The organism is Methylobacterium sp. C33D, assembly GCF_053345825.1.
This window is the reverse complement of the sequence record NZ_JBKFAV010000011.1, coordinates 107,979-128,926: the sequence shown is the minus strand read 5'-3', so window position 1 is coordinate 128,926 and position 20,948 is coordinate 107,979. Positions and strand designations below refer to the sequence as shown.

At 73.3% G+C, this 20,948-nt stretch carries 22 protein-coding genes; 9 read left to right on the top strand and 13 right to left on the bottom strand.

The features are described 5' to 3' along the window. Positions 1-60: 60 nt before the first annotated feature. The 4 genes from ACLBXO_RS11080 to ACLBXO_RS11065 all read right to left on the bottom strand — a co-directional run bounded on the left by ACLBXO_RS11080 (position 61) and on the right by ACLBXO_RS11065 (position 2,996). Entirely contained in the window at positions 61-429 is a 369-nt protein-coding gene (locus tag ACLBXO_RS11080) for a PilZ domain-containing protein (protein ID WP_447685405.1), read from the bottom strand. 102 nt (positions 430-531) lie between these two features. Then, entirely contained in the window at positions 532-1,290 is a 759-nt protein-coding gene (locus ACLBXO_RS11075) for a phosphatase PAP2 family protein (RefSeq protein WP_012317831.1), read from the bottom strand. Positions 1,291-1,321: 31 nt separating this feature from the next. After that, positions 1,322-1,840, bottom strand: a complete 519-nt coding sequence (locus tag ACLBXO_RS11070; protein WP_447685404.1) for a 2'-5' RNA ligase family protein — start codon at positions 1,838-1,840, stop codon at positions 1,322-1,324. A 25-nt stretch (positions 1,841-1,865) separates the two neighbouring features. Continuing rightward, positions 1,866-2,996, bottom strand: coding sequence for a spore photoproduct lyase family protein (locus ACLBXO_RS11065; protein ID WP_447685403.1), 1,131 nt, complete (start codon positions 2,994-2,996; stop codon positions 1,866-1,868). 72 nt (positions 2,997-3,068) lie between these two features. Here ACLBXO_RS11065 and ACLBXO_RS11060 point away from each other — a divergent pair, with 72 nt between their 5' ends. Beyond that, positions 3,069-4,037 (top strand): alginate O-acetyltransferase AlgX-related protein, encoded by a 969-nt coding sequence (locus ACLBXO_RS11060; protein WP_331312525.1) that lies wholly within the window; start codon positions 3,069-3,071, stop codon positions 4,035-4,037. Here the strand turns inward: ACLBXO_RS11060 and ACLBXO_RS11055 are convergent. Continuing rightward, positions 4,031-4,255 carry a hypothetical protein gene (locus ACLBXO_RS11055; protein WP_042671783.1) on the bottom strand — a complete coding sequence of 75 codons (225 nt, stop codon included), beginning with the start codon at positions 4,253-4,255 and terminating at the stop codon, positions 4,031-4,033. The two genes, ACLBXO_RS11060 and ACLBXO_RS11055, sit on opposite strands and share 7 nt — an antisense overlap. A gap of 264 nt (positions 4,256-4,519) precedes the next feature. On the opposite strand from ACLBXO_RS11055, the gene ACLBXO_RS11050 reads away from it, so the two are divergent. The 6 genes from ACLBXO_RS11050 to ACLBXO_RS11025 all read left to right on the top strand — a co-directional run bounded on the left by ACLBXO_RS11050 (position 4,520) and on the right by ACLBXO_RS11025 (position 8,957). Next, positions 4,520-5,497: a glutathione S-transferase family protein gene (locus ACLBXO_RS11050; RefSeq protein WP_331312526.1), complete on the top strand. Its 978-nt coding sequence runs from the start codon at positions 4,520-4,522 to the stop codon at positions 5,495-5,497. A gap of 164 nt (positions 5,498-5,661) precedes the next feature. After that, positions 5,662-6,129 (top strand): hypothetical protein, encoded by a 468-nt coding sequence (locus ACLBXO_RS11045; RefSeq protein ID WP_447685402.1) that lies wholly within the window; start codon positions 5,662-5,664, stop codon positions 6,127-6,129. An 82-nt stretch (positions 6,130-6,211) separates the two neighbouring features. Next, on the top strand, positions 6,212-7,126 hold the full coding sequence (gene trxA / locus ACLBXO_RS11040) for a thioredoxin (RefSeq protein WP_331312528.1): 915 nt from the start codon (positions 6,212-6,214) through the stop codon (positions 7,124-7,126). Between the two features lie 49 nt (positions 7,127-7,175). Next, positions 7,176-7,841, top strand: a complete 666-nt coding sequence (locus tag ACLBXO_RS11035) for an LON peptidase substrate-binding domain-containing protein (RefSeq protein ID WP_331312529.1) — start codon at positions 7,176-7,178, stop codon at positions 7,839-7,841. Positions 7,842-7,853: 12 nt separating this feature from the next. After that, entirely contained in the window at positions 7,854-8,060 is a 207-nt protein-coding gene (locus tag ACLBXO_RS11030) for a Trm112 family protein (RefSeq protein ID WP_020093643.1), read from the top strand. A gap of 507 nt (positions 8,061-8,567) precedes the next feature. After that, positions 8,568-8,957, top strand: coding sequence for a hypothetical protein (locus ACLBXO_RS11025; protein ID WP_331312530.1), 390 nt, complete (start codon positions 8,568-8,570; stop codon positions 8,955-8,957). 6 nt (positions 8,958-8,963) lie between these two features. Here the strand turns inward: ACLBXO_RS11025 and ACLBXO_RS11020 are convergent, their stop codons facing one another. The 7 genes from ACLBXO_RS11020 to ACLBXO_RS10990 all read right to left on the bottom strand — a co-directional run bounded on the left by ACLBXO_RS11020 (position 8,964) and on the right by ACLBXO_RS10990 (position 16,337). Beyond that, positions 8,964-9,326 (bottom strand): SpoIIAA family protein, encoded by a 363-nt coding sequence (locus ACLBXO_RS11020; protein WP_020093645.1) that lies wholly within the window; start codon positions 9,324-9,326, stop codon positions 8,964-8,966. A 177-nt stretch (positions 9,327-9,503) separates the two neighbouring features. Further along, positions 9,504-11,693: a primosomal protein N' gene (locus tag ACLBXO_RS11015; protein WP_447685401.1), complete on the bottom strand. Its 2,190-nt coding sequence runs from the start codon at positions 11,691-11,693 to the stop codon at positions 9,504-9,506. A 65-nt stretch (positions 11,694-11,758) separates the two neighbouring features. Then, a complete protein-coding gene (locus ACLBXO_RS11010; RefSeq protein WP_447685400.1) occupies positions 11,759-12,925 on the bottom strand; it encodes an MFS transporter in 1,167 nt (388 codons plus the stop codon). 55 nt (positions 12,926-12,980) lie between these two features. Beyond that, the gene (locus ACLBXO_RS11005; RefSeq protein WP_020093648.1) at positions 12,981-13,238 is read right to left on the bottom strand and encodes a hypothetical protein; all 258 of its coding nucleotides are present in this window, start codon (positions 13,236-13,238) and stop codon (positions 12,981-12,983) included. Positions 13,239-13,387: 149 nt separating this feature from the next. Beyond that, on the bottom strand, positions 13,388-14,500 hold the full coding sequence (locus ACLBXO_RS11000; RefSeq protein WP_447685399.1) for an alpha/beta fold hydrolase: 1,113 nt from the start codon (positions 14,498-14,500) through the stop codon (positions 13,388-13,390). A 124-nt stretch (positions 14,501-14,624) separates the two neighbouring features. Further along, the gene (locus ACLBXO_RS10995; RefSeq protein ID WP_447685398.1) at positions 14,625-15,914 is read right to left on the bottom strand and encodes an App1 family protein; all 1,290 of its coding nucleotides are present in this window, start codon (positions 15,912-15,914) and stop codon (positions 14,625-14,627) included. Between the two features lie 24 nt (positions 15,915-15,938). Continuing rightward, a complete protein-coding gene (locus ACLBXO_RS10990; RefSeq protein WP_331312536.1) occupies positions 15,939-16,337 on the bottom strand; it encodes a DUF3775 domain-containing protein in 399 nt (132 codons plus the stop codon). A 192-nt stretch (positions 16,338-16,529) separates the two neighbouring features. Here ACLBXO_RS10990 and ACLBXO_RS10985 point away from each other — a divergent pair, with 192 nt between their 5' ends. Further along, positions 16,530-18,110, top strand: a complete 1,581-nt coding sequence (locus ACLBXO_RS10985) for a hypothetical protein (protein ID WP_447685397.1) — start codon at positions 16,530-16,532, stop codon at positions 18,108-18,110. Between the two features lie 60 nt (positions 18,111-18,170). Continuing rightward, positions 18,171-19,493, top strand: a complete 1,323-nt coding sequence (locus ACLBXO_RS10980) for an HlyC/CorC family transporter (protein WP_331312539.1) — start codon at positions 18,171-18,173, stop codon at positions 19,491-19,493. A 60-nt stretch (positions 19,494-19,553) separates the two neighbouring features. On the opposite strand, the gene ACLBXO_RS10975 is transcribed toward ACLBXO_RS10980, so the two are convergent. Continuing rightward, positions 19,554-20,942 (bottom strand): aminotransferase, encoded by a 1,389-nt coding sequence (locus ACLBXO_RS10975; RefSeq protein ID WP_447685396.1) that lies wholly within the window; start codon positions 20,940-20,942, stop codon positions 19,554-19,556. Between the last annotated feature and the right edge of the window lie 6 nt (positions 20,943-20,948).

Below are 20,948 nucleotides of genomic sequence, written 5' to 3'. Positions count from 1 at the left end.
AACGCGGCGTCCGGGGCGCCGCCGTTTGCGCCGGAGCCGCCGGGTGGCGGAGCCGCGCCCTCAGTGAACGCGACCCGGATCCGGGCTGTTTCCGTCGAGAAGCGCGGCGCGCAGACGCGCCACCTCCGCCTCGCTGGCGGCGAGCCGGCGGGCGACCGCCTCGGGCTCCGTCGCGGCGCGGGTCTCGGCGAAGCCGAGGCCGACCGACTCGCCCGCGCGCCAGGCCACGTAGGCGCGGCGGGTTTCGCCGCGGCAGGGGACGGACAGCTCGACGCGATCGGGGAGCACGGCCTCCGCGGGCAGCCGGATCCGCGCCCCGTCGAGGGACACGTCGCGGACCGTGCAGTCGATCTCCGGCAGGAAGGCCGCGACGCGCAGCCGCCCACCCAGGCAGACGCGGCGTCGGGCAGTGCGGCGGCGCTCGACCACGATCGCGCGATCCTCATGGTTTCGGTTGCGGGGACAACCGGCATCCGGTTCGGACGGACCCCGCCCGTCCACTTTAACCTCCCGTTTACCTTAACGCCGGGCTCAGGCGGGCGGCGGCGGGTCGGGCGCCTCGACCTCGCCGCGGCGCTGCAACTGCAGGGCGACGAACCAGCACAGGGAGGCCCAGGCCGCGCCGATGCACCATCCGGCCAGGACGTCGCTCGGCCAGTGCACGCCGAGATAGATGCGGCTGATGCCGACCAGCAGCGTCACGCTCACCCCGAGCGCCAGGACCAGCGCCTTGGCGCGGCGGTTGCGCTCGACCCGGGCGATGAGGGTCGCCAGGGTCAGGTAGGCGATCGCCGACATGGTGGCGTGGCCGCTCGGGAAGCTCGCCGTGAACACCTCCATGCCGTGGGGCACGAGGTCCGGCCGCGGCCGGTGGTAGAAGATCTTCAGCACCGTCGAGACCAGTTCGCCGCTGCCCACCGCGGCGAGGACGTAGAGGCCGATGCGCCGGCGCCCGGACACGCCGAGATAGGCCGCCACCGCGCAGGTCAGGAACAGCACCGTGAAGACGCTGCCGAGCCCGGTGATGTCGCGCATCGACTCCTCGAGCCAGGGCGGCCCGATCGGGTCGGCGAGATCGGCGGGGTTGCGCAGGGCCAGCAGGATCCGCCGGTCGAGGGCCGCGGTGGAGCCCTCGCCGACCTCGTGGGCGAGGTAGAAGAACCCGTAGCCGAGGATGCTCAGGCAGAGCAGGGCGACGAGGGGACCGACCTCGTTCAGGCGCAGCCGCAGCCACACCGCCAGGGCGGGCTCGATCAGTCGGTTCTGCCGCAGGTTGCCCGGCGCCCTCATGCCGCGGTCCCCCGGCGCGCGTCGACATCCATCAGGCATTCTCTCCGAAGGGCAGGCGGGCGACGGCGTCCCAGGGGCCGCCGCGGTAGCGCCAGAGCAGGGTCGCGGGCGCGGTGAAGCGGAACGGCGCGAACCCCGCCGACAGGTCGGCGTGCAGCGCCCGGGCCCGGTCCGGCGACACCTTGTTCTGCACCGTGACGTGCGGGCGCCAGTCCTGCCGGTCCTGGGCGGTGAGGTGGGCGTTGAATTCCCGAGCCAGACGGGCCCGGAAGCGCGCCAGCGCGTCGGAGTCGAGCGCGTAGGCGACGCCGCGGCCGGTGAAGCGCAGGCCGGTCACGGCGACCTCCGGCGGCGGCACCGTGCGGGCGAGGGCGGTGATCGCCTCGATCACGCCCCGCTCCCGGTCGCCGGGCAGATGGTGGAACAGCGTCGCGTGCGCCGGGATGCGGTTCAGGGCTTCGGGGAAGTGGCGGCGCCGCTCGCCGTCGAACCGCGCGAAAGTCGGTTCGTCGAAGGCGAGCGTCAGGATCAGGGGGTCCGCGTCGGTCATCGGGGCCAGATGGCGCCCCGGGGGCTCAGGTCCAGTACAGGACGCGCGCCGCCGGCAGGTCGCGGGCGAGGCACGCGGTGAGATGGGCGCGCATCGCCTGCATGAGGGGCTTCGGGAAGACATGCTTCACCGAGCCGAACTTGGTGCGCTTCTCCACGCGCTCCGCCTCGTCCAGCGGCAGGTCCGAGCCGGGATACCACCCGCGCAGCACCGCCTTCGAGGCCGGCGTGAACCGGTGAGTGATGAGTTCGGCGGTGAGGTCGAGATCGGGCACGCCGGCCAGCGCGTCGCCGGCGGCGCGGATCAGGCCGGCATAGGCCTCCTCCCAGCCCGGGACGGGCAGGATCGGCGCGACGGTCAGGCCGACCGGGTAGCCGGCCCGCGCCGCCGCCGCCAGGGCGGCGAGCCGCGCGTCGAGGGGATCGGTGCCGCCCTCGTAATGCGCGGCCGCCCGCGGATTGACCGAGAAGCGGATGCGCGTGCGCCGGTTGTGCGGCAGGTCGAGCAGCGGTCCGACCGCCGCGAACTTGGTGGTGAAGCGCAGCTGCACCGGCGCGTCCCAGGCGCCGAAATGCCGGATCGCCGCCGAGAGCGAGCCGGTGAGGTGCTCGATGCCGAGGGGATCGGTGTAGCAGGACGCCTCGAAGGTGGTCCCCTCCTGCGCCCGGTCGGCGGAGGCCGACGTCACCGCGCCGCGCCCCGCGTAGTCCGCGAGGGTGCCGAGGATCGCCCCGAGATTGGCGTAGGCGCGGGTCACCGGCGGCCCGGACAGCGAGCCCGCGAGGTAGCAGTACTGGCAGTGGGCCGGGCAACCCTCGGCGAGGTCGAAGCGCCAGTCGGCCGAGGGCGGGATCGGCTGCAGCCGCAGCTTGGTCGGCGGCGCCACCGTGAGCGCGAGGGTCGCCTTGGCGGCCGCGTAGGCCCGGCGGGGATCCGGCTCCCGCGGGCTCGGCAGGCGATTCGACGGCAGCCGCTCGACCGGCAGGCCCAGCGCCTCGGCGCGGGCCAGCATGGCCTGACCGTGCGCATGCTCCAGGGCGGCCGGCATCACCAGCACGCGGCGCGGGCGCCACAGGCGCGCCGGGCGGGCGGGGTCGGGGTCCGGGCGCTCGGGGCGATCGCGGGTCTGGACGGCCGGGGCGGGCGAGGACGGCATGCCTGTCGAACGCGCGGCCCCGGTACCGGGTCCGGCCTAGTCGGCCGGTCGCGGTGCGGCTAAAGCACCGTCATGGCTGCAGGCAGGGAGAGCGTACATGTCGGCCGCGACGGCTGGTTATTCCTCACCGGGGGGACCAACCGGGTCATGGACCGGTATCGCGGCGGCCTGCGGCACTGGCTGCTGCTGCGCGGCTGGACACGCCTGATCAAGGCCCGCGCGCGGCGAGCGGAGAGCCTCGGCATCCGCTGCCTCCACGTGGTCGTGCCCGAGAAGCTGTCGGTCTACGACGACAAGACCGACGGCCTGCGCTACGCGCCCGGCAAGGCCTCGACCCGGCGGCTGGCCCGGAGCCTCGCCCGGGACCCGGCCTATCTCGATCTCCTGGCGCCGCTCCGCGCAGCCCGGAACGGGCCGGTGCCGCTCTACCTGCGCACCGACACCCACTGGACGGCGCAGGGCTGCCTGCTGGCCTACCGCGCGATCATGCGGGCGCTCGGGGCGGTCCCGCCGGCCGATATCGGCGCGCGACCGGGCATCGTCTCGGACCAGCTCATGGATCTCGGCGAGAAGCTGCCCGAGCGGCCGCGCGAGCGCCTCGAGCGGTTCATGCTGCAGCGCGACGCGACGCGGGTGGAGACCGGGCCGCTGCTCGCCGCCTACGAGGCGGAGGGACGCGACCGGGAGGTGCATGTCGGCGCGCATGTCGTCTACCGGAACGCGTCACCGGCAGCCGATCCGCGCCGGCTCGTCCTGTTCGGCGATTCCTGCGCCCATTTCGACCCGTTCCTGCTGACGGGTCTCCTCGCCGAGAGCTTCAGCGAGGTGCACTTCGTCTGGTCGTCGAGCCTCGACTGGGCCTATATCGAGCGCGTCCGCGCCGACATCCTGCTGTTCGAGCTCGCCGAGCGCTTCCTCGCCAAGCTCCCGAAGGACGATTTCGACGTGGCCGTCGCCGGCCAGCGCGGGACCGGCGGCCGCCTCGCGAAGCTCCGGGCCGGCGGCCTCGACGCCGTCGGCCGCGGGGCGACGCCTCAGTAGATCGCCTGATCCAGGCGGGCGAAGTCGGCGACGCTCGCCGCCTGGTACTTCGCGAAGGATTCCGGCGCGCAGGCGATGCCGATCATCAGGACGAGGAGCGTCGCGAGGCACGCGAGCGTCGCGGTGACCACGTCGGCGTGGCGCCGGAGGGCGTGGATCACCAGGCACCCGAACGTGAACAGGGCCGCCTCGGCGACGGGCACCAGCGCGAACGACATCACTTCACCTCCATCGATCTCCCACCGGGTCGGGCAGCTGCGACACGCGCACGGCGACGGGTGGGTGACGCGAGTGATGGCCGAGTTTGCTGCACCGCAACAGACGGGCGGGCGCAAGCCTGCCTTGCGTGACGTTCGCGGGCGCGCGGGAACCGGTCCGGGGACGGCGCGACCCCGGGTCGGCGAGGCGCGTTCCGCGCGCGTCTTCACACCGGCGGCGCGAGGCCCATCTCGGTGGGATCGCTCAGGCAAGCGGAGACGACGATGGGCCTCCTCGTGGACGGCATCTGGCGCGACCAATGGTACGACACCGCCGCGACGGGCGGCCGCTTCGAGCGCAAGGCCTCGGCGTTCCGCAACTGGGTCACCGCCGACGGGTCGCCCGGCCCCTCCGGCGTCGGCGGCTTCCGCGGCGCGCCGGGACGCTACCACCTCTACGTGTCCCTGGCCTGCCCCTGGGCGCACCGCACGCTGATCGGCCGCGCCCTGAAGGGTCTGGAGGAGGCGATCTCCGTGTCGGTGGTCGACCCGCACATGGGCGCGGAGGGCTGGGTCTTCGGCGACACGCCGGGCGCGACGCCGGACCCGATCCACGGCGCCCGGCGCCTCTACGAGGTCTACCTGGCGGCGGACCCGTCCTACAGCGGCCGGGTCACCGTCCCGATCCTCTGGGACCGGGAGCGCGCCACCATCGTGTCGAACGAGTCCGCCGAGATCCTGCGGATGCTGAACGACGCCTTCGGGGGCACCGGCCCCGACCTCTACCCGCGGGACCTGAGCGCCGAGATCGACGTCGTGAACGCCCGCGTCTACGACCGGGTGAACAACGGCGTCTACAAGGCGGGCTTCGCGACGAAGCAGGAGGCCTACGCCCAGGCCTTCGAGGACCTGTTCGCGGAACTCGACGCCCTGGAGGCGCGCCTCGACCGGAGCCGCTACCTCTGCGGGGACCGGCTGACCGAGGCCGACATCCGGCTGTTCACGACGCTGGTGCGGTTCGACGCGGTCTATGTCGGGCACTTCAAGTGCAACAAGCGCCGGGTCGCAGACTATCCGAACCTGTCGAACTACCTGCGCGACCTCTACGCCCTGCCCGGCGTCGCGCCGACCGTGAACCTCACGCATATCAAGCGGCACTATTACGAGAGCCATCCGACCATCAATCCGACGGGGATCGTGCCCCTCGGGCCGGAGCTCGACTTCGCCGCGCCGAACGACCGGGCCCTGCGGTTCGCGGGCTAGCGGGCCGCTCCGCCCACCGTCCCCGCTGCGCCCGCCGGGACGGCGGAGCGCCCGCGCGTCCCGGAAACACCCGCCCCGCCGGCGCGCCGTTCTCGGGCCGCGACCCTCGACGGCGTTCGCGGCGCGCCTAGTTCGGCTCTCAACCGGAGGAAGCCCGACACGCCATGACCAAAAGCCTGCGCCTCGCGCTGCTCTGCGCCCTCGTCAGCCTGCCCTCCGCGGCCTGCGCCCAGGCGGCGCTGCGGCTGGACGGGACCTGCGAGAAGCTCGTCATCGGCACGCAGGACCTGAGCGGAACCTGCAGCAGCGTCCTGACGAACGCGGTGAGCCGCAACCGCACGAGCTTCGACTTCACGACCTCCGACGGTCAGACCCTCAGCTTCAGCGGCAACGGCGCCCAGCAGGAGGCCACCGAGGAGACCGATCCGCTGCAGCCGATCAACGTCGTCACCACGGGCAAGGACGGCGCCCCGATCCTCGCGATCGGCGCCTGCCGCTTCTCGACCCCGGAACCCGGGCGCACCGCGATCACCTGCGAGGCCAGCACCGCCGACGGGCGTCCCTTCGCCGGCACGTTCGTGACCGCCGCCAAGGCGGCGGCGGGCGCGCCGGCCGCCGCGCCGCCGCGCTGAGGATCCCGGCCTCTGGGCTGGTCAGACCGGGGCAGAAGCCCCATTTAAGGGGCTCCACGAAAAAGGTTCCGAAGCCAGACCGATGCTCAACGACACCCTCGCCGCGGGCGGTGCCCAGGCCGGCGACACCGGCTCCCTCATCAAGGACACGACCACCGCGAGCTTCCGTCAGGATGTCATCGCCGAGTCGATGAACCGGCCGGTCCTGGTCGACTTCTGGGCGCCCTGGTGCGGGCCCTGCAAGCAGCTCACGCCGGTCCTGGAGAAGGTCGTCCGGGAGGCCGCGGGCGCGGTCGTCCTGGCGAAGATGAACATCGACGAGCATCCCTCGATCGCCGGTCAGCTCGGCATCCAGTCGATCCCGGCGGTCATCGTCTTCCAGAAGGGCCAGCCGGTCGACGGCTTCATGGGCGCGGTCCCGGAGAGCCAGATCAAGGAGCTGATCGCGCGCGTGGCCGGCCCGCAGCAGGACCCGCTGGAGGCGGCCCTCGCCGACGCGGCCGCCCTGATCCAGGAAGGCGACCTCGCCGGCGCCGCCGAGATCTACGCGGCCGTGCTGGAGCAGCAGCCCGACAACGTCACCGCGCTGGCCGGCCTCGCCAAGATGCAGCTGGACGCGGGCGAGATCGAGAACGCCAAGCGCGTGCTGGCGATGGTCCCGGAGGCGAAGGCCGGCGACCCGGCGCTCGTCGGCATCCGCGCCGCCCTCGAACTCGCCGAGCAGGCCGCGTCGCTGGGCGATTTGGCGGGCCTGCAGCGGGAGGTCGAGGCCAACCCGGATGCCCATCAGGCGCGGTTCGATCTCGCGCTCGGGCTCGCCGCCCGGGGCGAGCGCGGCCAGGCGGTCGATCACCTGATCGAGTTGCGCAAGCGCGACAAGGACTGGAACGAGGACGGCGCGCGCAAGCAGCTGCTGCAGTTCTTCGAGGCCTGGGGCGTCATGGACCCCGATACGATTCGCGGCCGGCGCAAGCTCTCGGCACTTCTGTTCTCGTGAGGCACCGGCCCGCGTCACGGCCCACCGATCGGCCCCTCTGGGAGGCGCCATGAGCACCCATGCGAGCTACAAGGGCCCCGCGGACTGCCCGGCCGTGATCCCGGTCTTCCCGCTCTCCGGCGCGCTGCTGCTGCCGCGGGGGCAGATGCCGCTGAACATCTTCGAGCCGCGCTACCTCGCGATGGTCGACGATGCCATGCGGACGGACCGGATCATCGGGATGATCCAGCCCGACCCGGAAGGGTCCGGCGGATCGAATCCGAAGCTCTACCGCGTCGGCTGCGCGGGCCGGGTCACCCAGTACGCCGAGACCGGCGACGGCCGGTACCTGATCTCGCTCACCGGCGTCACCCGGTTCCGGGTCGAGAGCGAGCTGGCCTCGATCGGCCCCTATCGCCGCTGCCACGTCTCCTACGACGCGTTCGCGGTGGACTTCGAGCCGCGGGCGGGCGAGGAGCAGGTCGACCGCGAGGGCGTCCTCAAGGCGCTGCGCGATTTCGTGGAGTCGAACGACCTCAAGGTGGACTGGGCCGGGATCGACGAGGCGCCCGACGAGGCGCTGGTCAACGCCCTGTGCATGATGAGCCCGTTCGGCGTGCGCGAGAAGCAGGCGATGCTGGAAGCTCCCGACCTGAAGACCCGGGCCGAGATCCTGATCGCGGTCACGCAGATGGAACTGGTTCGCGGCTCGAGTCCCGAGTCGCCGATGCAATAGGTTGCCCCACCGATGTCCAACGATCTCACCGCCCCCGTCGAGGCGACCCGCGTCGACCCGAAGCTCCTGGAGATCCTGGTCTGCCCGCTGACCAAGGGCACCCTGGAATACGATTCGGCCCGGCAGGAGCTGATCAGCCGCTCGGCGAAGCTCGCCTACCCGATCCGCGACGGGATCCCGATCATGCTGCCCGAGGAAGCCCGGCCGCTCACCGACTGAGCGCTCAGGCAGTTCCGGCCGTCCCGCGCGGCGGGGCGGCTTATCATGACGTCAGATGCGGGCGCTCTGGCATCCCGCCGGCACCTCGCCGGCGGACCGGAATCCGGCGCCGCCCCGACGGTCCGGTGGCAGGTCCTCGGCAGCCGACCCGAGCCATCCGCGTCTCTCCCGACGCGGCAGGGGTCGCGACAGTCTCGGGGGCCGCCCCGGCGCGTCCGGCGATCCTCGGCGTCCGCGTTCGCGTCCCGGTCAGCCTGCAGCCCCGACCCGACTTCTCCGCGCAGCGTCGAGACTTCGATGCCCTGGTCAGCAGATCAGTCCACAGCATCGTCCGCAACGAGCTTGACTATTGGCCGGGGGACTCTCGACCGTAATCTATCTTGAACAGGCGGGAGGCGGCCATACTCTTGCCGCTTCCATCGTTCAGCGTCGAGTCATCCTCGATCGATGATTCTGACCGTGCACGCCGCTTCCGGCGGTGTCCGCTTCGCTGAAAGATTGCATCGCATGACCAAGCTGACCGCGGTCGCGGCCCTCGCCGCCGGCCTTCTCCTCCCGATGTGCCTGCCCGCCAGCGCGGGGCCGAGCACGCATAACGGTCGGTGGTCGGTGGAGCTGGTGACGGAGAGCGGCCTGTGCAGCGCCCGCTACACCTACGCGCTCGCGATCCGCGAGGGGCAGGTGCAGCTCATTTCCGGCAGCGCCGGGGCGCAGGTCAACGGCCACGTGCGGCCCGACGGCAGCGTCGGCATCACCGTCAGCAACGGGACGGCGAGCGGCACCGGCACCGGCCGGCTCCAGGCCGGCAGCGGCGCCGGCACCTGGAAGGTCTCGTCCCTGTGCTCCGGCCACTGGACCGCGCGGCGCAGCGACACCCGCACCGCGCAGGCCGACTGAGGTCGCTCAGGCCGCCGCGGCGAGCCAGCTGCGCGCCTCGTCGATGCGGGCGCGCTCGAACACCTTGATCTGGGTCGGCGACACGAAGTTGAAGGTCTCGGCCAGCGCCTTCAGCCAGGGCGCGTCCGTCACCAGGGCGACGTGGCTGATGCTCTTCATCATCGAGATGCCGAAGCGCGGGTCCTTGAAGAAGGCCGCCGGCTCCATGCCCTCGAAGGCGCGGATATCCTCGAGCAGCTTGATCTTGCCGCCCTTGTCGAGGTCGGCCTTCATCGCGGTCATCGCCGCGTTCATCTCCTCGTCGGTGATCTTCCCGTCGACCACGATCTCGGCGACATTCGAATCCGGCGTCTTGGTATAGGTCAGCACTGATCGCTCCTCCGGGAACCGCACGCGTCCCGTAGCCGGTCTCCGACCAGGGTCCGCCGCCCGTGACCTGAGCCATACCCGATCGCGGGACGAACCGGTATGGCTCCGGACCCTCGCTCTGACGTGCCTCCCGACGGCGAACCGGCGTTCGCGAGACCGGGAGGCGCGCGAAGTCTCCTACAAAAAGCTCTGCGGGTCGACATCGATGGCGACCCGGACGTTGCCCCGCACCTTCGGGCCCCGGGCGATCCAGGCGCGCAGGTAGGCCTGGAGATCGACGTTGCGCTCGGTCTTCACGAGCAGCCGGAAGCGGTAGCGCCCGCGCACCAGGGCGAGGGGCGCCTCGGCGGGCCCGAGCACCATCACGCCCTCAGGCGGCTCCGCCGCGCGGGCCAGCGCCTGCCCGTGCGCCTCCGCGACCTCGCGCTCGCTCGCCGAGACGATCAGGGCCGCGAGCCGCCCGAACGGCGGCAGGCCCGCCGCCTCGCGGGCCTGGATCTCCTCCGCGTAGAAGCGCTCGGCGTCGCCCGAGAGGAGCGCCGCGATCACCGGGTGGTCCGGCTGGTAGGTCTGCACCAGGGCGCGCCCGGGCTTCTCGCCGCGTCCGGCGCGCCCGGTGACCTGCTGGAGCAGCTGGAAGGTGCGCTCCGCCGCCCGCGGGTCGCCCGAGGTCAGGCCGATATCGGCGTCGAGGACGCCGACCAGGGTCAGGAACGGGAAGTTGTGGCCCTTGGCCACGAGCTGCGTGCCGATCACCACGTCGCACGCGCCGGCCGCCACCGCCTCGAGTTCCTGGCGCAGGCGCTCGGCGCCGCCGGGGAAATCGCTCGACAGGACGACGATGCGCCGGTCCGGGAACATCTCGGCCGCCTCCTCGGCGATCCGCTCGACGCCGGGCCCGCACGCGGTGAGGTTGTCGAAGGTCCCGCACTCGGTGCAGGCTTCCGGCCGGCGCTCGGCGTAGCCGCACTGGTGGCAGACCAGCGCCCGACGGAACCGGTGCTCCACGAGCCAGGTCGAGCAGTTCTTGCACTGGTAGCGGTGTCCGCAGGCGCGGCAGAGGGTCAGCGGCGCGTAGCCCCGGCGGTTGAGGAACAGCAGCGCCTGCTCGCCGCGCTCCAGGGTGGCCTTCACGGCGTTGACCAGCGGCGGGCTCAGGAAGCGGCCGCGCTCGGGCTGGTCGAGGCGCATGTCGATGGCGGCGATGTCGGGCAGGCGCCGGCCGCCGAAGCGCTCGGGGAGCAGGACGTGCCGGTAGCGTCCCCTGGCGGCGTTGACGCGGGTCTCGATCGCGGGCGTCGCCGAGGTCAGGACGACCGGGCAGCCCTCGAGGCGCCCGCGCACCACCGCCATGTCGCGGGCGTGGTAATGGACGCCGTCCTCCTGCTTGTAGGCCGTCTCGTGCTCCTCATCGACCACGATCAGGCCGAGCCGCGCGAAGGGCAGGAACAGGGCCGAGCGCGCGCCGACCACCACGAGCGCCTCGCCCTCGGCCACGGCGGCGCGCAGGCGCTCGCGCCGCTTGCCGCCGATCCCGGAATGCCACGCCGCCGGCCGGACCCCGAACCGGGCGGCGAACCGGTCGAGGAACTGCGCCGTCAGGGCGATCTCGGGCATCAGGATCAGGGCCTGCCGCCCGGCCCGGACGCAGGCCGCCACCGCCTCGAAATAGACCTCCGTCTTGCCCGAGCCGGTGACGCCCTCCAGCAGGACCGGGCGGAGATCGTCGGATTCCCGCGGCTGCGCCCGGTCCCACGGGAAGGGCGCGACGAGGGCCGCCACCGCCTCGGCCTGGGCGGGCGAGAGCGGCGCCCGCGGGAAGTCCGGGTCGGGCCGCGGCGCGACCGGCTCCGGCTCGACCGCGACGGTCTCGAGGACGCCGTCGTCGATCAGCCCGTCGACCACCGAGAGCGAGACGCCGGCCTCCTTGGCGAGCGCGCTCTTGCCGCGCAGGGCGCCGTCGGCCGCCGCGGCGAGAACCTTGGTGCGGGCCGGGGTCGGCCGGGACGGGGGCTTGTCGGTGAGGCGCACGGCGACGCGGGCGGTCTCGCCGGCGGCCGCCTCGTCGGGCAGCCGCAGGACCATGGCGAGCGCCGAGCCCTTCGGCGCCAGCGTGTAGCGGGCGATCCAGTCGACGAGGCTGCGCAGCGGCTCCGACAGGGGCGGGTAGGGCAGGCGGCCGGTCACCGGCCGCAGGTTCGAGCCGCCGGGCGTCTCGGTGACGCCCCAGACCACCCCGACGATCTCGCGCGGGCCGAGGGGCACCTGCACCACGTCGCCCGGGGCGAGGTCGAGCCCGGCCGGCGCCACGTAGCTGTAGGGCGTATCGAGGGCGAGCGGGATCAGGATCTCGGCGACGGCGGGCATGCGGGGCTTTTCGGGCGGGTCCGTTCCGGGTCCGTACCATAGGCACGGGAAAAGAACCCGCCGCTTCAGCGATCCCGCAGCGCCGGCACGAGCGGCAGGGCCGCGAGGCTCAGCGCCGCCATCGCCCAGAACGCCGATGCGCCGAACGCCCCGTAGAGCGCCCCGGAGGCCAGCGTCGCGGCGACCCCCGACAGGCCGAGGCCCAGCGTCCCGTAGAGCGCCAGCGCGGTCGTCCGGAGATCGGCCGGCGTCGACGCCTCGATGAGCCCCAGGCAGGCGAGGTGCAGGAGGGCGAAGCTCAGCCCGTGCAGGGACTCGGCGGCGGCGAGCCAGGGAAGCGCGGTCGTAGATGCCAGCACCGCCCAGCGCAGGGCGCCCGCGCAGGCCGCCACCGCGACGCCGGCCGCGGGGCCGATCCGCGCCAGCAGGGGCGGTCCGACCAGCAGGAAGACCAGGACCTCCGCGGCCACCGAGACCGACCAGAGCAGGCCGGCGGTGGTCGCCGCGATCCCGGCGGACCGCCACAGGATGATGGCGAAGCCGTCGTGCATCGCGTGCGCGCCGATCACCAGGGCGGCGACCAGCACCGTGCGGCGGAAGCGCGGCAGGGCCACCAGGGCGGCGAAGCCGTGCCACGGCGCCCCGGTCTCGGCCGCGCCGCCCGGACCGGCGGGCAGCGCCAGGGCGGCCGCGCCGGCGGCCAGGAACAGGCCGCCGCTCGCCGCGAGGGCGGCGGCGAGGCCGTAGACGCCGATCAGCCAGCCGGCCGCCGCGGTGCCGACGATGAACGCGGCCGAGCCCGCACCGCGGACCCAGCCGTACTGGAACGCCGCGCCGCCGCGCGCGGCGGCCAGGGCCAGCGCGTCGGCGAGGGGCGCCGGGGAAGCGGTGCCCGCCGCGTACAGCAGCGCCGGCCCGATCAGCTGCGCCAGCCCGGCGCCCGGCAGGTGCGCCAGGGCGCCGAGCCCGGCCAGCGCGAGGCTCGCCGCCAGGACGGATCGGCCGGCCCGGTGGCGGTCGGCGAAGGCACCGGCCAGGGGCCCGACCGCGAGACGCAGGGCGCCCGCGGCGGCGAGGAGGAGGCCGATCTCGCCGGGCGTCAGGCCGCGCGCGGCGAGGAAGCCCGGCAGGACCGGCGACAGCACCCCGTAGGCGCCGTAGAGCGCCGCGTAGAGGACGAGGAACCGGGCGAGCCCGCCCCACCGTCCCGCCCCTGTCGCCCGCCGCTCCATCGGCGGAGCGTAGCACCGGCGGGCGTCCCGGTGTCAGGTCCGCGCCGGGCTCTCGTCAGCAGGGCCGTCGCACGGCGTAGCGGTAGCGCCGCCCCTGCGCGTCGAGCAGCTCGCTGTCCGGCCCTTCCTGCCACACGACCTCGTCCTCGGGACGGGCCGCGTCGGTCAGGGTCGCCCCGCGGACGATGTCGAGGCTGAGGCCGAACCCGTAATTGGTCGCGGTCGCGTCGGTGATCGCGGCCGAGATGTCGGCCTCGTCGGGCAGGCAGGCGAACAGGACGCCGTCGGCGATGGCGAGGGTGTAAGTTTGCACGGATGGCCTCCAGGAGGCTCGAGGAGCGTGGACCGGCTGCGAGGGGCCGAACCTAGGCATCGCGGGCCGGATGTGAACCCTCTCAACCGAGATGCTGCATTGCACCATTTCGTGAGCACGAGCTCCGCGCGAGCCCGCGCCGCCGCGCCTCAGCGACCCAGATGATCGTCGAAGAAGTGCGCCATCTCTCCGAAGACCTCCCGGGTCTCGGGCGGGTCCGGCGTGAACAGGTACTGGGCGTGGGACATGCCCTCGAACACCTGCAGCGACGCCTCGATCCCGGCGGCGCGCAGCTTCCGGTGGGTGCGCACCGTGTTCGACAGGAACAGGTCGCGGGTGCCGGTGACCAGGATCGCGGGCGGCAGGCCGGCGAAGTCGCCGTAGATCGGCGAGAGCTGCGGGTCCTTCAGGTCGCGGCCGGCGGCGTAGAGCTTGGCGGCCGGCGTCAGGTAGCCGGAATAGCTGACGAGGACGTTGTCGAGCCACTCGTTGGTGCGGTAGCTGTCGCCGGTCTCGGTCATGTCCGACCAGGGCGTCCCGAGGCCGATCGCCGCGGGCAGCGCCAGCCCCTCGGCCTTGGCGCGGAGCATCAGGGCCAGGGTCATGCCGCCGCCCGTGGAGGTGCCGAACACCGCCATGTTCCGCGGCTTCTGCATGGACAGCATGGCCCGCCACACGGCGGTCGCGTCGTCCATGGCGGCGGGGTAGGGCGCCTCCGGCGGCATCCTGTAATCCACCGAGATGACCTTGTAGCCGCCGAGGCCGGCCATCAGGATCGCCTCCAGCGTTCCGGCCTCGCCGGGATTGTAGACGTAGCCGCCCCCGTGGATATGCAGGAGCAGCCGGTCGCGGTTGGCCTCGGGGATGTGCCGGGGCTGGATCACGAAGACCTTCACGCCGCCGATCACCGCGGCCTCGCTGGTGACGCCGAGCTTCTCGCGGAGCGCCGGAAGGGTGGCGGCTCCGGCGGCGGCGAGCTTGTCGACCAGCGCCTTCCAGGCCGCGGCGTCCGGCGGGTTCGCGTTCCAGGCCGGCACCCGGTAGGGCGCCGCCACCGCGGTGCGGAATTGCGGGCTCGTCGTGTCGGGGACCGGCACGACCTTGGCCGGCACCGTCCGCGGCCCCGGGGCGGCGTTGGCCGCGCCCATCTCGGCCTCCAGCTGGGCGAAGCGCGGCACGGCCCGCTCCGCGGGCGCGGCCTGCCCGAGGGCGGCCTGGGTGCCCCAGGCGATCATCAGCAGCGCGGACAGGCTCAGGCGCATCTCAATTCCTCTCGCGGCAGCCCGTTCCGCGACCCGCCTCGGCGGGTGCCGGCCGCGCTCGGCCGACACCTATCGGAGTCGGCAGGCCGCGCCAGCCGCTCGGCTGACGATCGCGGCCGCGCGGTCACGCGCCGAGCCGCGGGAGCGCGGCCGGCGTCTCCGGCTCGACCACCAGGGTCGCCGGCACGGCGCCGTCGCCCGCGAGCGCCTCCGCGATCGCCTCCGGCCCGATCGGGTCCGCGGCCGAGTCGGCGACGCCCGACGGCTCCGGCGTGATCCGGGCGGTCTCGCGACGCGGCCCGGTCTCGGCCGCCGCCGCGTGCTCGTCCGCCACGCCGGCCACCGCCCCGGGGGCGATCAGCCCGATGGCGGCCGCGTGCTCGGCCATGGCGACGCTGTCGGCGGCGAGCACGAGGCTCGATCCGGCCCGGGCGACGGCGCCGGCGAGCCGGACGATCTCCTCGACCCGCGCGGCGCCGCGGGACACGTTGCGGATGTAGACCGCCAGCACCCGCCCGGGATTCTCCTCGACGATCTGCGCGTAGACCTCCGGGTCGTGCTGACCGCTGTCGCCGATCAGCACGAAGGGCAGGTCGCCGTAGAGCGCGAGCATGTGCCGGATCAGCGCCTGCTTGTGGTCGGTCGCCCGGCGCGGCAGCGGGTGGGTCCAGGACAGGCCCCATTCCCGCAGGAACAGCACCGGCCCCGCCGGGATGCCGTGGCGCTGGAAGAACTCCGACAGCATCTCGTAGAGGCCCCAGGGGGCGCGGGAGACGTAGAGCATCGGGTTGCCCTCGTCGCCGCCGACGCCCGCGTGGAGGGCGCGGTAGAGTGCGGTGACGCCCGGGAAGGCGACCCGGCTCTCGGCATCCTCCACGAACAGGCGCCAGAGCATCTTGAGCTTGTTGGCGACGCCGGTGCGCATGACCGTGTCGTCGATGTCGCTGACAACGACGCAGCGGCAGCGGTCGGGCGGGATGAACACCGCGCCCTCGGCGGGGATCGGCGGATCGGCGTCGAGGAGGAGATCGACCGCGTGCCAGTCACCCGTCTCGGCCGGGGGCGTGCGCGGGTGAAGGTGCACGCGGAAATAGCCGTCCCGGTCGGTCTCGACCCGCACGGCGTCGTCGCCGAACCGGGCGGTGACGGCCGCGCCGGCGATCGTCCGCCGGGCGATGCGGCGGCGCAGATCGCGCCACTGCGCCCGCAGGGATTCGGGATCCTCGCCGGGAATCCCGGGCGACTGCCGGAAGACGCGGCCGATCAGGAACACCTCGTTCCGTGACCCGTAGCCGCGGTAGGGCTCGACCACGAGCCCGCCGCGGCCCTTGCCGCCATGGCCCTGCGCGCGGCGGACCGGCCGCGTGAGGACCCGCAGCGCCTTCGTGGCACCCCTGCGCGCGCGCGAGGCCATGGCGACCGGCCCCCGTCCGGGCGCTCAGGCCTGCGGCAGTTCGGGGCTGAGCCCCATCGCGTCGAGGCCTTCCTCCAGGAGGTCGCCGGCGTCGGGAGAGCCCAGCAGTTCCCGCGCGGCGCCCTCGCCGGCGGCCTCGCGCTCGCGGGCGAAGCGGACAGCCTCGCTCCACTCCTCCGGCTCCATGTCGCCGCGCCCGACGTAGAGGAGGGCGAGCAGCTCGGCCCGGGAATCGTCGTCGAGCCCGGCGATCAGGCCCCGGACCTCGGATTCCGTGGCGTCGTCGGTGCCGGAGACCAGGACGTCGGTGGCGCCGTCGTCGATCGGGTTCGAGCCCGAATCCGGGTCGGTGTCGCCCTCCTTCACCTCGATGGCGCGCAGCCGCGTGACGATGTCGGTGACGGTTTCGACGGCGATGTCCATGCGCTGATCTCCGGGCGCTGAAAGGGTCGGGCCAGCGGGGCCCTCAAGCCGCGACAACGGGCGAGCGGGCCCCGGGTTCGCCCCGTCCCCACCGAAGGCGGGTTGCGTGGTCCGCGCCACTTTCCGGCTCAGCGAGCGTGAGTTAGAGGCTGCGAGACTTTTCCGACATCCGGGTCGACATCGGCGATAGACGTGATTTCTGCAAAGACTGCCACGACATCGCCTGCCGATACCGTCATTCCCCCTGCACGCGACGCCGCGTCCCGGCGCTCGGCCCGGCGCCGCGCGGCCATCGCGGCGCTCTGGGCCCTGGCCGGATCCGCGCTCGTCGGGACGCGCTCCGCCGAGGCCCGGCCCGCGGGCTACGAGGGCAGCGCGCCGAGCTGCTTCCTGACCGGGGGCGGCGCGCTCGAGATCTGCCGCGAGGGCTCGGAGGCCGAGGGCGTCCTGATCGCGCCGGCGCCCTGCGCCTTCGTGCGCGGCGTGCAGATCCTGCGGCTCGCCCGCTCCGAGGCGCCCGGCCCACTCCAGGCCGTGTTCCAGGGCCAGACCCCGGTGGCGTCCCGCCGGGACGAGCCCTGCCCGGAGCGGCGCGCCACGGACAGCCGCGACGGCGGCGCCCTGCGCACCGGCCGCACCGTCGAGGCCCTGGTCACGACGCTGCCGCCCTCGGCCGACCGGTTCTGGGTCGACCTGCCGGAGGAGCGCGCGCGGACGCGCGGCTGGTCCGAGCCGACGCCGTCCGCGGAGGGCATCGGCCCGCGCGACCCCATCGCCGTGACGGGCCGAACCTGGGCCGGCGAGGCCTACAGCTACGTCTTCCTGCTCGGGCAGGAGCGCGTGGGCGTCACCGGCGGCGACGCGGCCGAGCCCGAGCGCCGCGGCCGGCGTCGGCGCCGGCAGGCGGAGCAGGACGCGCCCGCGACGGGTCCGGCCGACGTCCGGCGCCGCGTGCAGATCGAGGCGCGCACCCTCGACTTCCAGACCTTCGAGATCCGGACCCGCACCGCCGACGGCTACGGGCTGGCCTGGACGCCGTTCGAGGCCGGCGCGGGCCGCGGCCGGCGCAGCGATCCGCCCGTCCCGGCCGCGGTGATCGACGAGGCGGGCAAGCCGGTCACGTCGGCCTGCACGGCGCCGGCCTTCGAGACCCACGGACTGGCCGGCTCGATCAGCGTCGTCGAACGCACCTATCACTACATCTACACCGACGTGCTGCCCGAGGATTGCGGCCTCGCCCCCGAGAAGCGCCGCACCGGGCTGTTCCTCCGCACCGCGCAGGACCTGTCGGGGCCGAAGGTCTGGTCGACGGCGCGCAAGATCGCCGGACCGCTCCCGCCCGGAACCCTGGTGCGGGTGGCCCGGGCCAAGGGCATGCAGCGCTGGGCGGTCTCCTACACGTGCCAGCGGCCGGCCAATGCCCCCGGCGGCCCGGTGGCGGATATCTGCCTGCAGTACACGGCCGACCTTAACCTCGACGGGATCGGCGCCCTCAAGCTCTACGCCGATCCGGTGGAGGCGGGCCGCTCCGCCGCCTATCTGGGGCTGCGCTCGGGGGGCGACGGCAGCGGCCGGTACGACCGGAGCGCGCATTTCTGGATGACCGACGCCGAGGGCAACCTCGACACGCCGGCGATCTACCCGAACAAGGCGGGCTTCCTGACCTGGCTCGACCGGCTGGCCCCGACCGCCTCCGGGCGCGACACGTCGAGCCTCTACGGGCGACCCGTCTACTGGGCGACGTGGACGGTGCGCCAGATCGGCGCGCAATAAGTCGCGGGAGGCGCTATATGGGCGGCCGACAAGCCGCTCGAGGCGTGCCTGACGGACCCGATGGAAACCCATATCGACCTGTGGTTCGCCGCGAGCATCGTGGCGATCTCGTTGCTGCTCTCGGCCTTCTTCGCGGGCGCGGAGACCGCCTTCACGGCCGCCTCGCGGGCCCGGATGCACGCCCTCGAGCAGGCGGGCGACCCGCGCGCCGCGATCGTCAATCGCATCCTGGCGATCCGCGAGCGCTTCATCGGCGCGATGCTGATCGGCTACAACATCGTGGCGATCGGCGCCTCGGCCTTCACCACCAGCGTGCTCACCGCGCTGTTCGGCAAGAGCGGCGTGATCTACGCGACCGTTGGCATGTCGGTGCTGGTCATCGTCTTTGCCGAGGTGCTGCCGAAGACGCTGGCGATCTCGAAGCCCGACAAGGCGGCGCTGCTCACCGCACGGCCCGTGGCCTTCGCGGTGGCGCTCATGGGCCCGCTGGCACTCGCCATCGAGCAGGTGGTGCGGGTGATGCTGAAGCCGTTCGGCGTCACCATCGGCGAGCACCAGTCGATCCTCACCGCCGCCGAGGAGTTGCGCGGGCAGGTGGCGCTGATGCACCGCGAGGGAGGCGTCGCCAAGGCCGAGCGCGACATGCTGGGCGGCCTGCTCGACCTCTCGGACCTGTCGGTCTCCGACGTGATGGTCCACCGCACCAAGATGCGGGCGATCGACGCCGACCAGCCCTCCGAGGACATCGTCCGCGCGGTGCTGTCCTCGCCTTACACCCGCATGCCGCTGTGGCGCGGCACGCCCGAGAACATCGTCGGCGTGCTCCACGCCAAGGACCTGCTGCGGGCGCTCGACGCCGCCGGAGGCGACGCCTCCGGGCTCAAGGTCGAGGCGCTGGCGCTCGAGACGTGGTTCGTGCCGGGCACGACGTCGCTGCGCGCCCAGCTCAAGGCCTTCCTGACCAAGAAGACCCACTTCGCCCTGGTGGTCGACGAGTACGGCGAGGTGATGGGGCTCGTGACGCTGGAGGACATCCTCGAGGAGATCGTCGGCGAGATCGCCGACGAGCACGACGTCACGGTCTCGGGCGTGCGGCCGCAGGGGGACGGGTCGGTGAACGTGGACGGCGGCGTGCCGATCCGCGACCTGAACCGGGCCATGGACTGGAACCTGCCCGACGAGGAGGCGACCACCATCGCCGGCCTCGTCATCCACGAGGCCCGGACCATCCCGGACCAGGGGACGGCCTTCAACTTCCACGGCTTCCGCTTCCAGGTGCTGCGGAAGGCCAAGAACCGCATCACCACGCTGCGCATCACGCCGCTGACCGCGGCGGGGATCCAGGCCGCCGCGCTGCCGGACGCGCAGCGCGACGCGGTGTGACGGCGGCGGGCGACCGGCGCGGGCGGGGTCTGCCCCCGCCCGCGCCGCGCGCGGAGGTCCTCAGCCCGGCATCGCCTCCAGCCCCTCGGCGCGGATCCAGTCGCGGGTCCGGTCCAGCGCCCGGCCGAGCCGGTCGAACAGGGCGTCGATCTCGTCCGGCGCGATGATCAGCGGCGGGCAGACGGCGACGCGGTCCCCGGCGAGCGCCCGCACGATCAGCCCCTCGCCCTGCGCGAAGGCGACGCAGCGGGCGGCCACGCCCTTCTTCGGGTCGTACTGACGCTTGGTGGTCTTGTCGGCGACGATCTCCAGGCCGCCGATCAGCCCGAGCCCGCCGGCCTCGCCCACGATGTCGTGCCCGGCCAGGGCCGCCAGCCGGCGCTGGAACTGCGGCGCCTTCTCGGCCGCCCCCTCGATCACCCGGTCGCGGCGGTAGATCTCGATCGCCTTCAGCGCCACCGCGGCGGCCACCGGGTGCCCGGAATAGGTGGTGCCGTGGCCGAACGTGCCGATCTTCTCGCTCTGGCCGATCAGCGCCTCATAGAGCGGCGCGTCGATGCTCACGCCGCCGAGCGGCATGTAGGCCGAGGTCAGGGCCTTGGCGAAGGAGATCGAATCGGGCCGGGCGCCCACCGCCTCGCTGCCGAACCACGTGCCGAGCCGGCCGAAGCCGCAGATCACCTCGTCGGCGATGAAGCGGACGTCGTACTCCGCCAGCACCGCCTGGATGGCGGCGAAGTACCCCCGCGGCGGCACGATCGCGCCGCCCGCGCCCATCACCGGCTCGGCGATGAAGGCCGCCACCGTGTCCGGGCCCTCGCGCAGGATCGTCTCCTCCAGCTCGGCGGCGAGGCGCGCCGAGTAGGCCTCCTCGCTCTCGCCCGGCTCGGCACCCCGGTAGTGGTGCGCGGGCGAGACGTGGAGGAAGCCCGGCAGCGGCAGGTCCCAGTCGGCGTGGTTCGCGGCGAGCCCGGTCATCGACGCGCTCGCCACCGTGACGCCGTGATAGCCCTTCTGGCGGGCGATGATCTTCTTCTTCTTCGGCCGGCCGAGGGCGTTGTTGTAATACCAGGTCAGCTTGACCTGCGTGTCATTGGCCTCCGACCCGGAAGAGGTGAAGAAGATCTTCGAGGTCGGGACCGGCATCAGCTCCTTGAGCGTCTCGGCGAGCTCGATGCCCGGATCGTGGCTGCGCCCGGAGAACAGGTGCGTGAACGGCAGGCGCGCCATCTGCGCCCGGGCCGCCTCCACGAGTTCCGCGTTCGAGTAGCCCAGCGCCGTGCACCACAGGCCTGACATGCCCTCGATGTAGGAGCGTCCCTCGGTGTCGTAGACGTGCACACCCTCGCCGCGCTCCAGGACGAGCGGACCGGTCTGCCGGTGCGTCGACAGGTTGGTGTAGGGATGGAGGAGGGTTTCGACGTCGCGGGTCGCGAGGTTCGACAGCATGGTTCG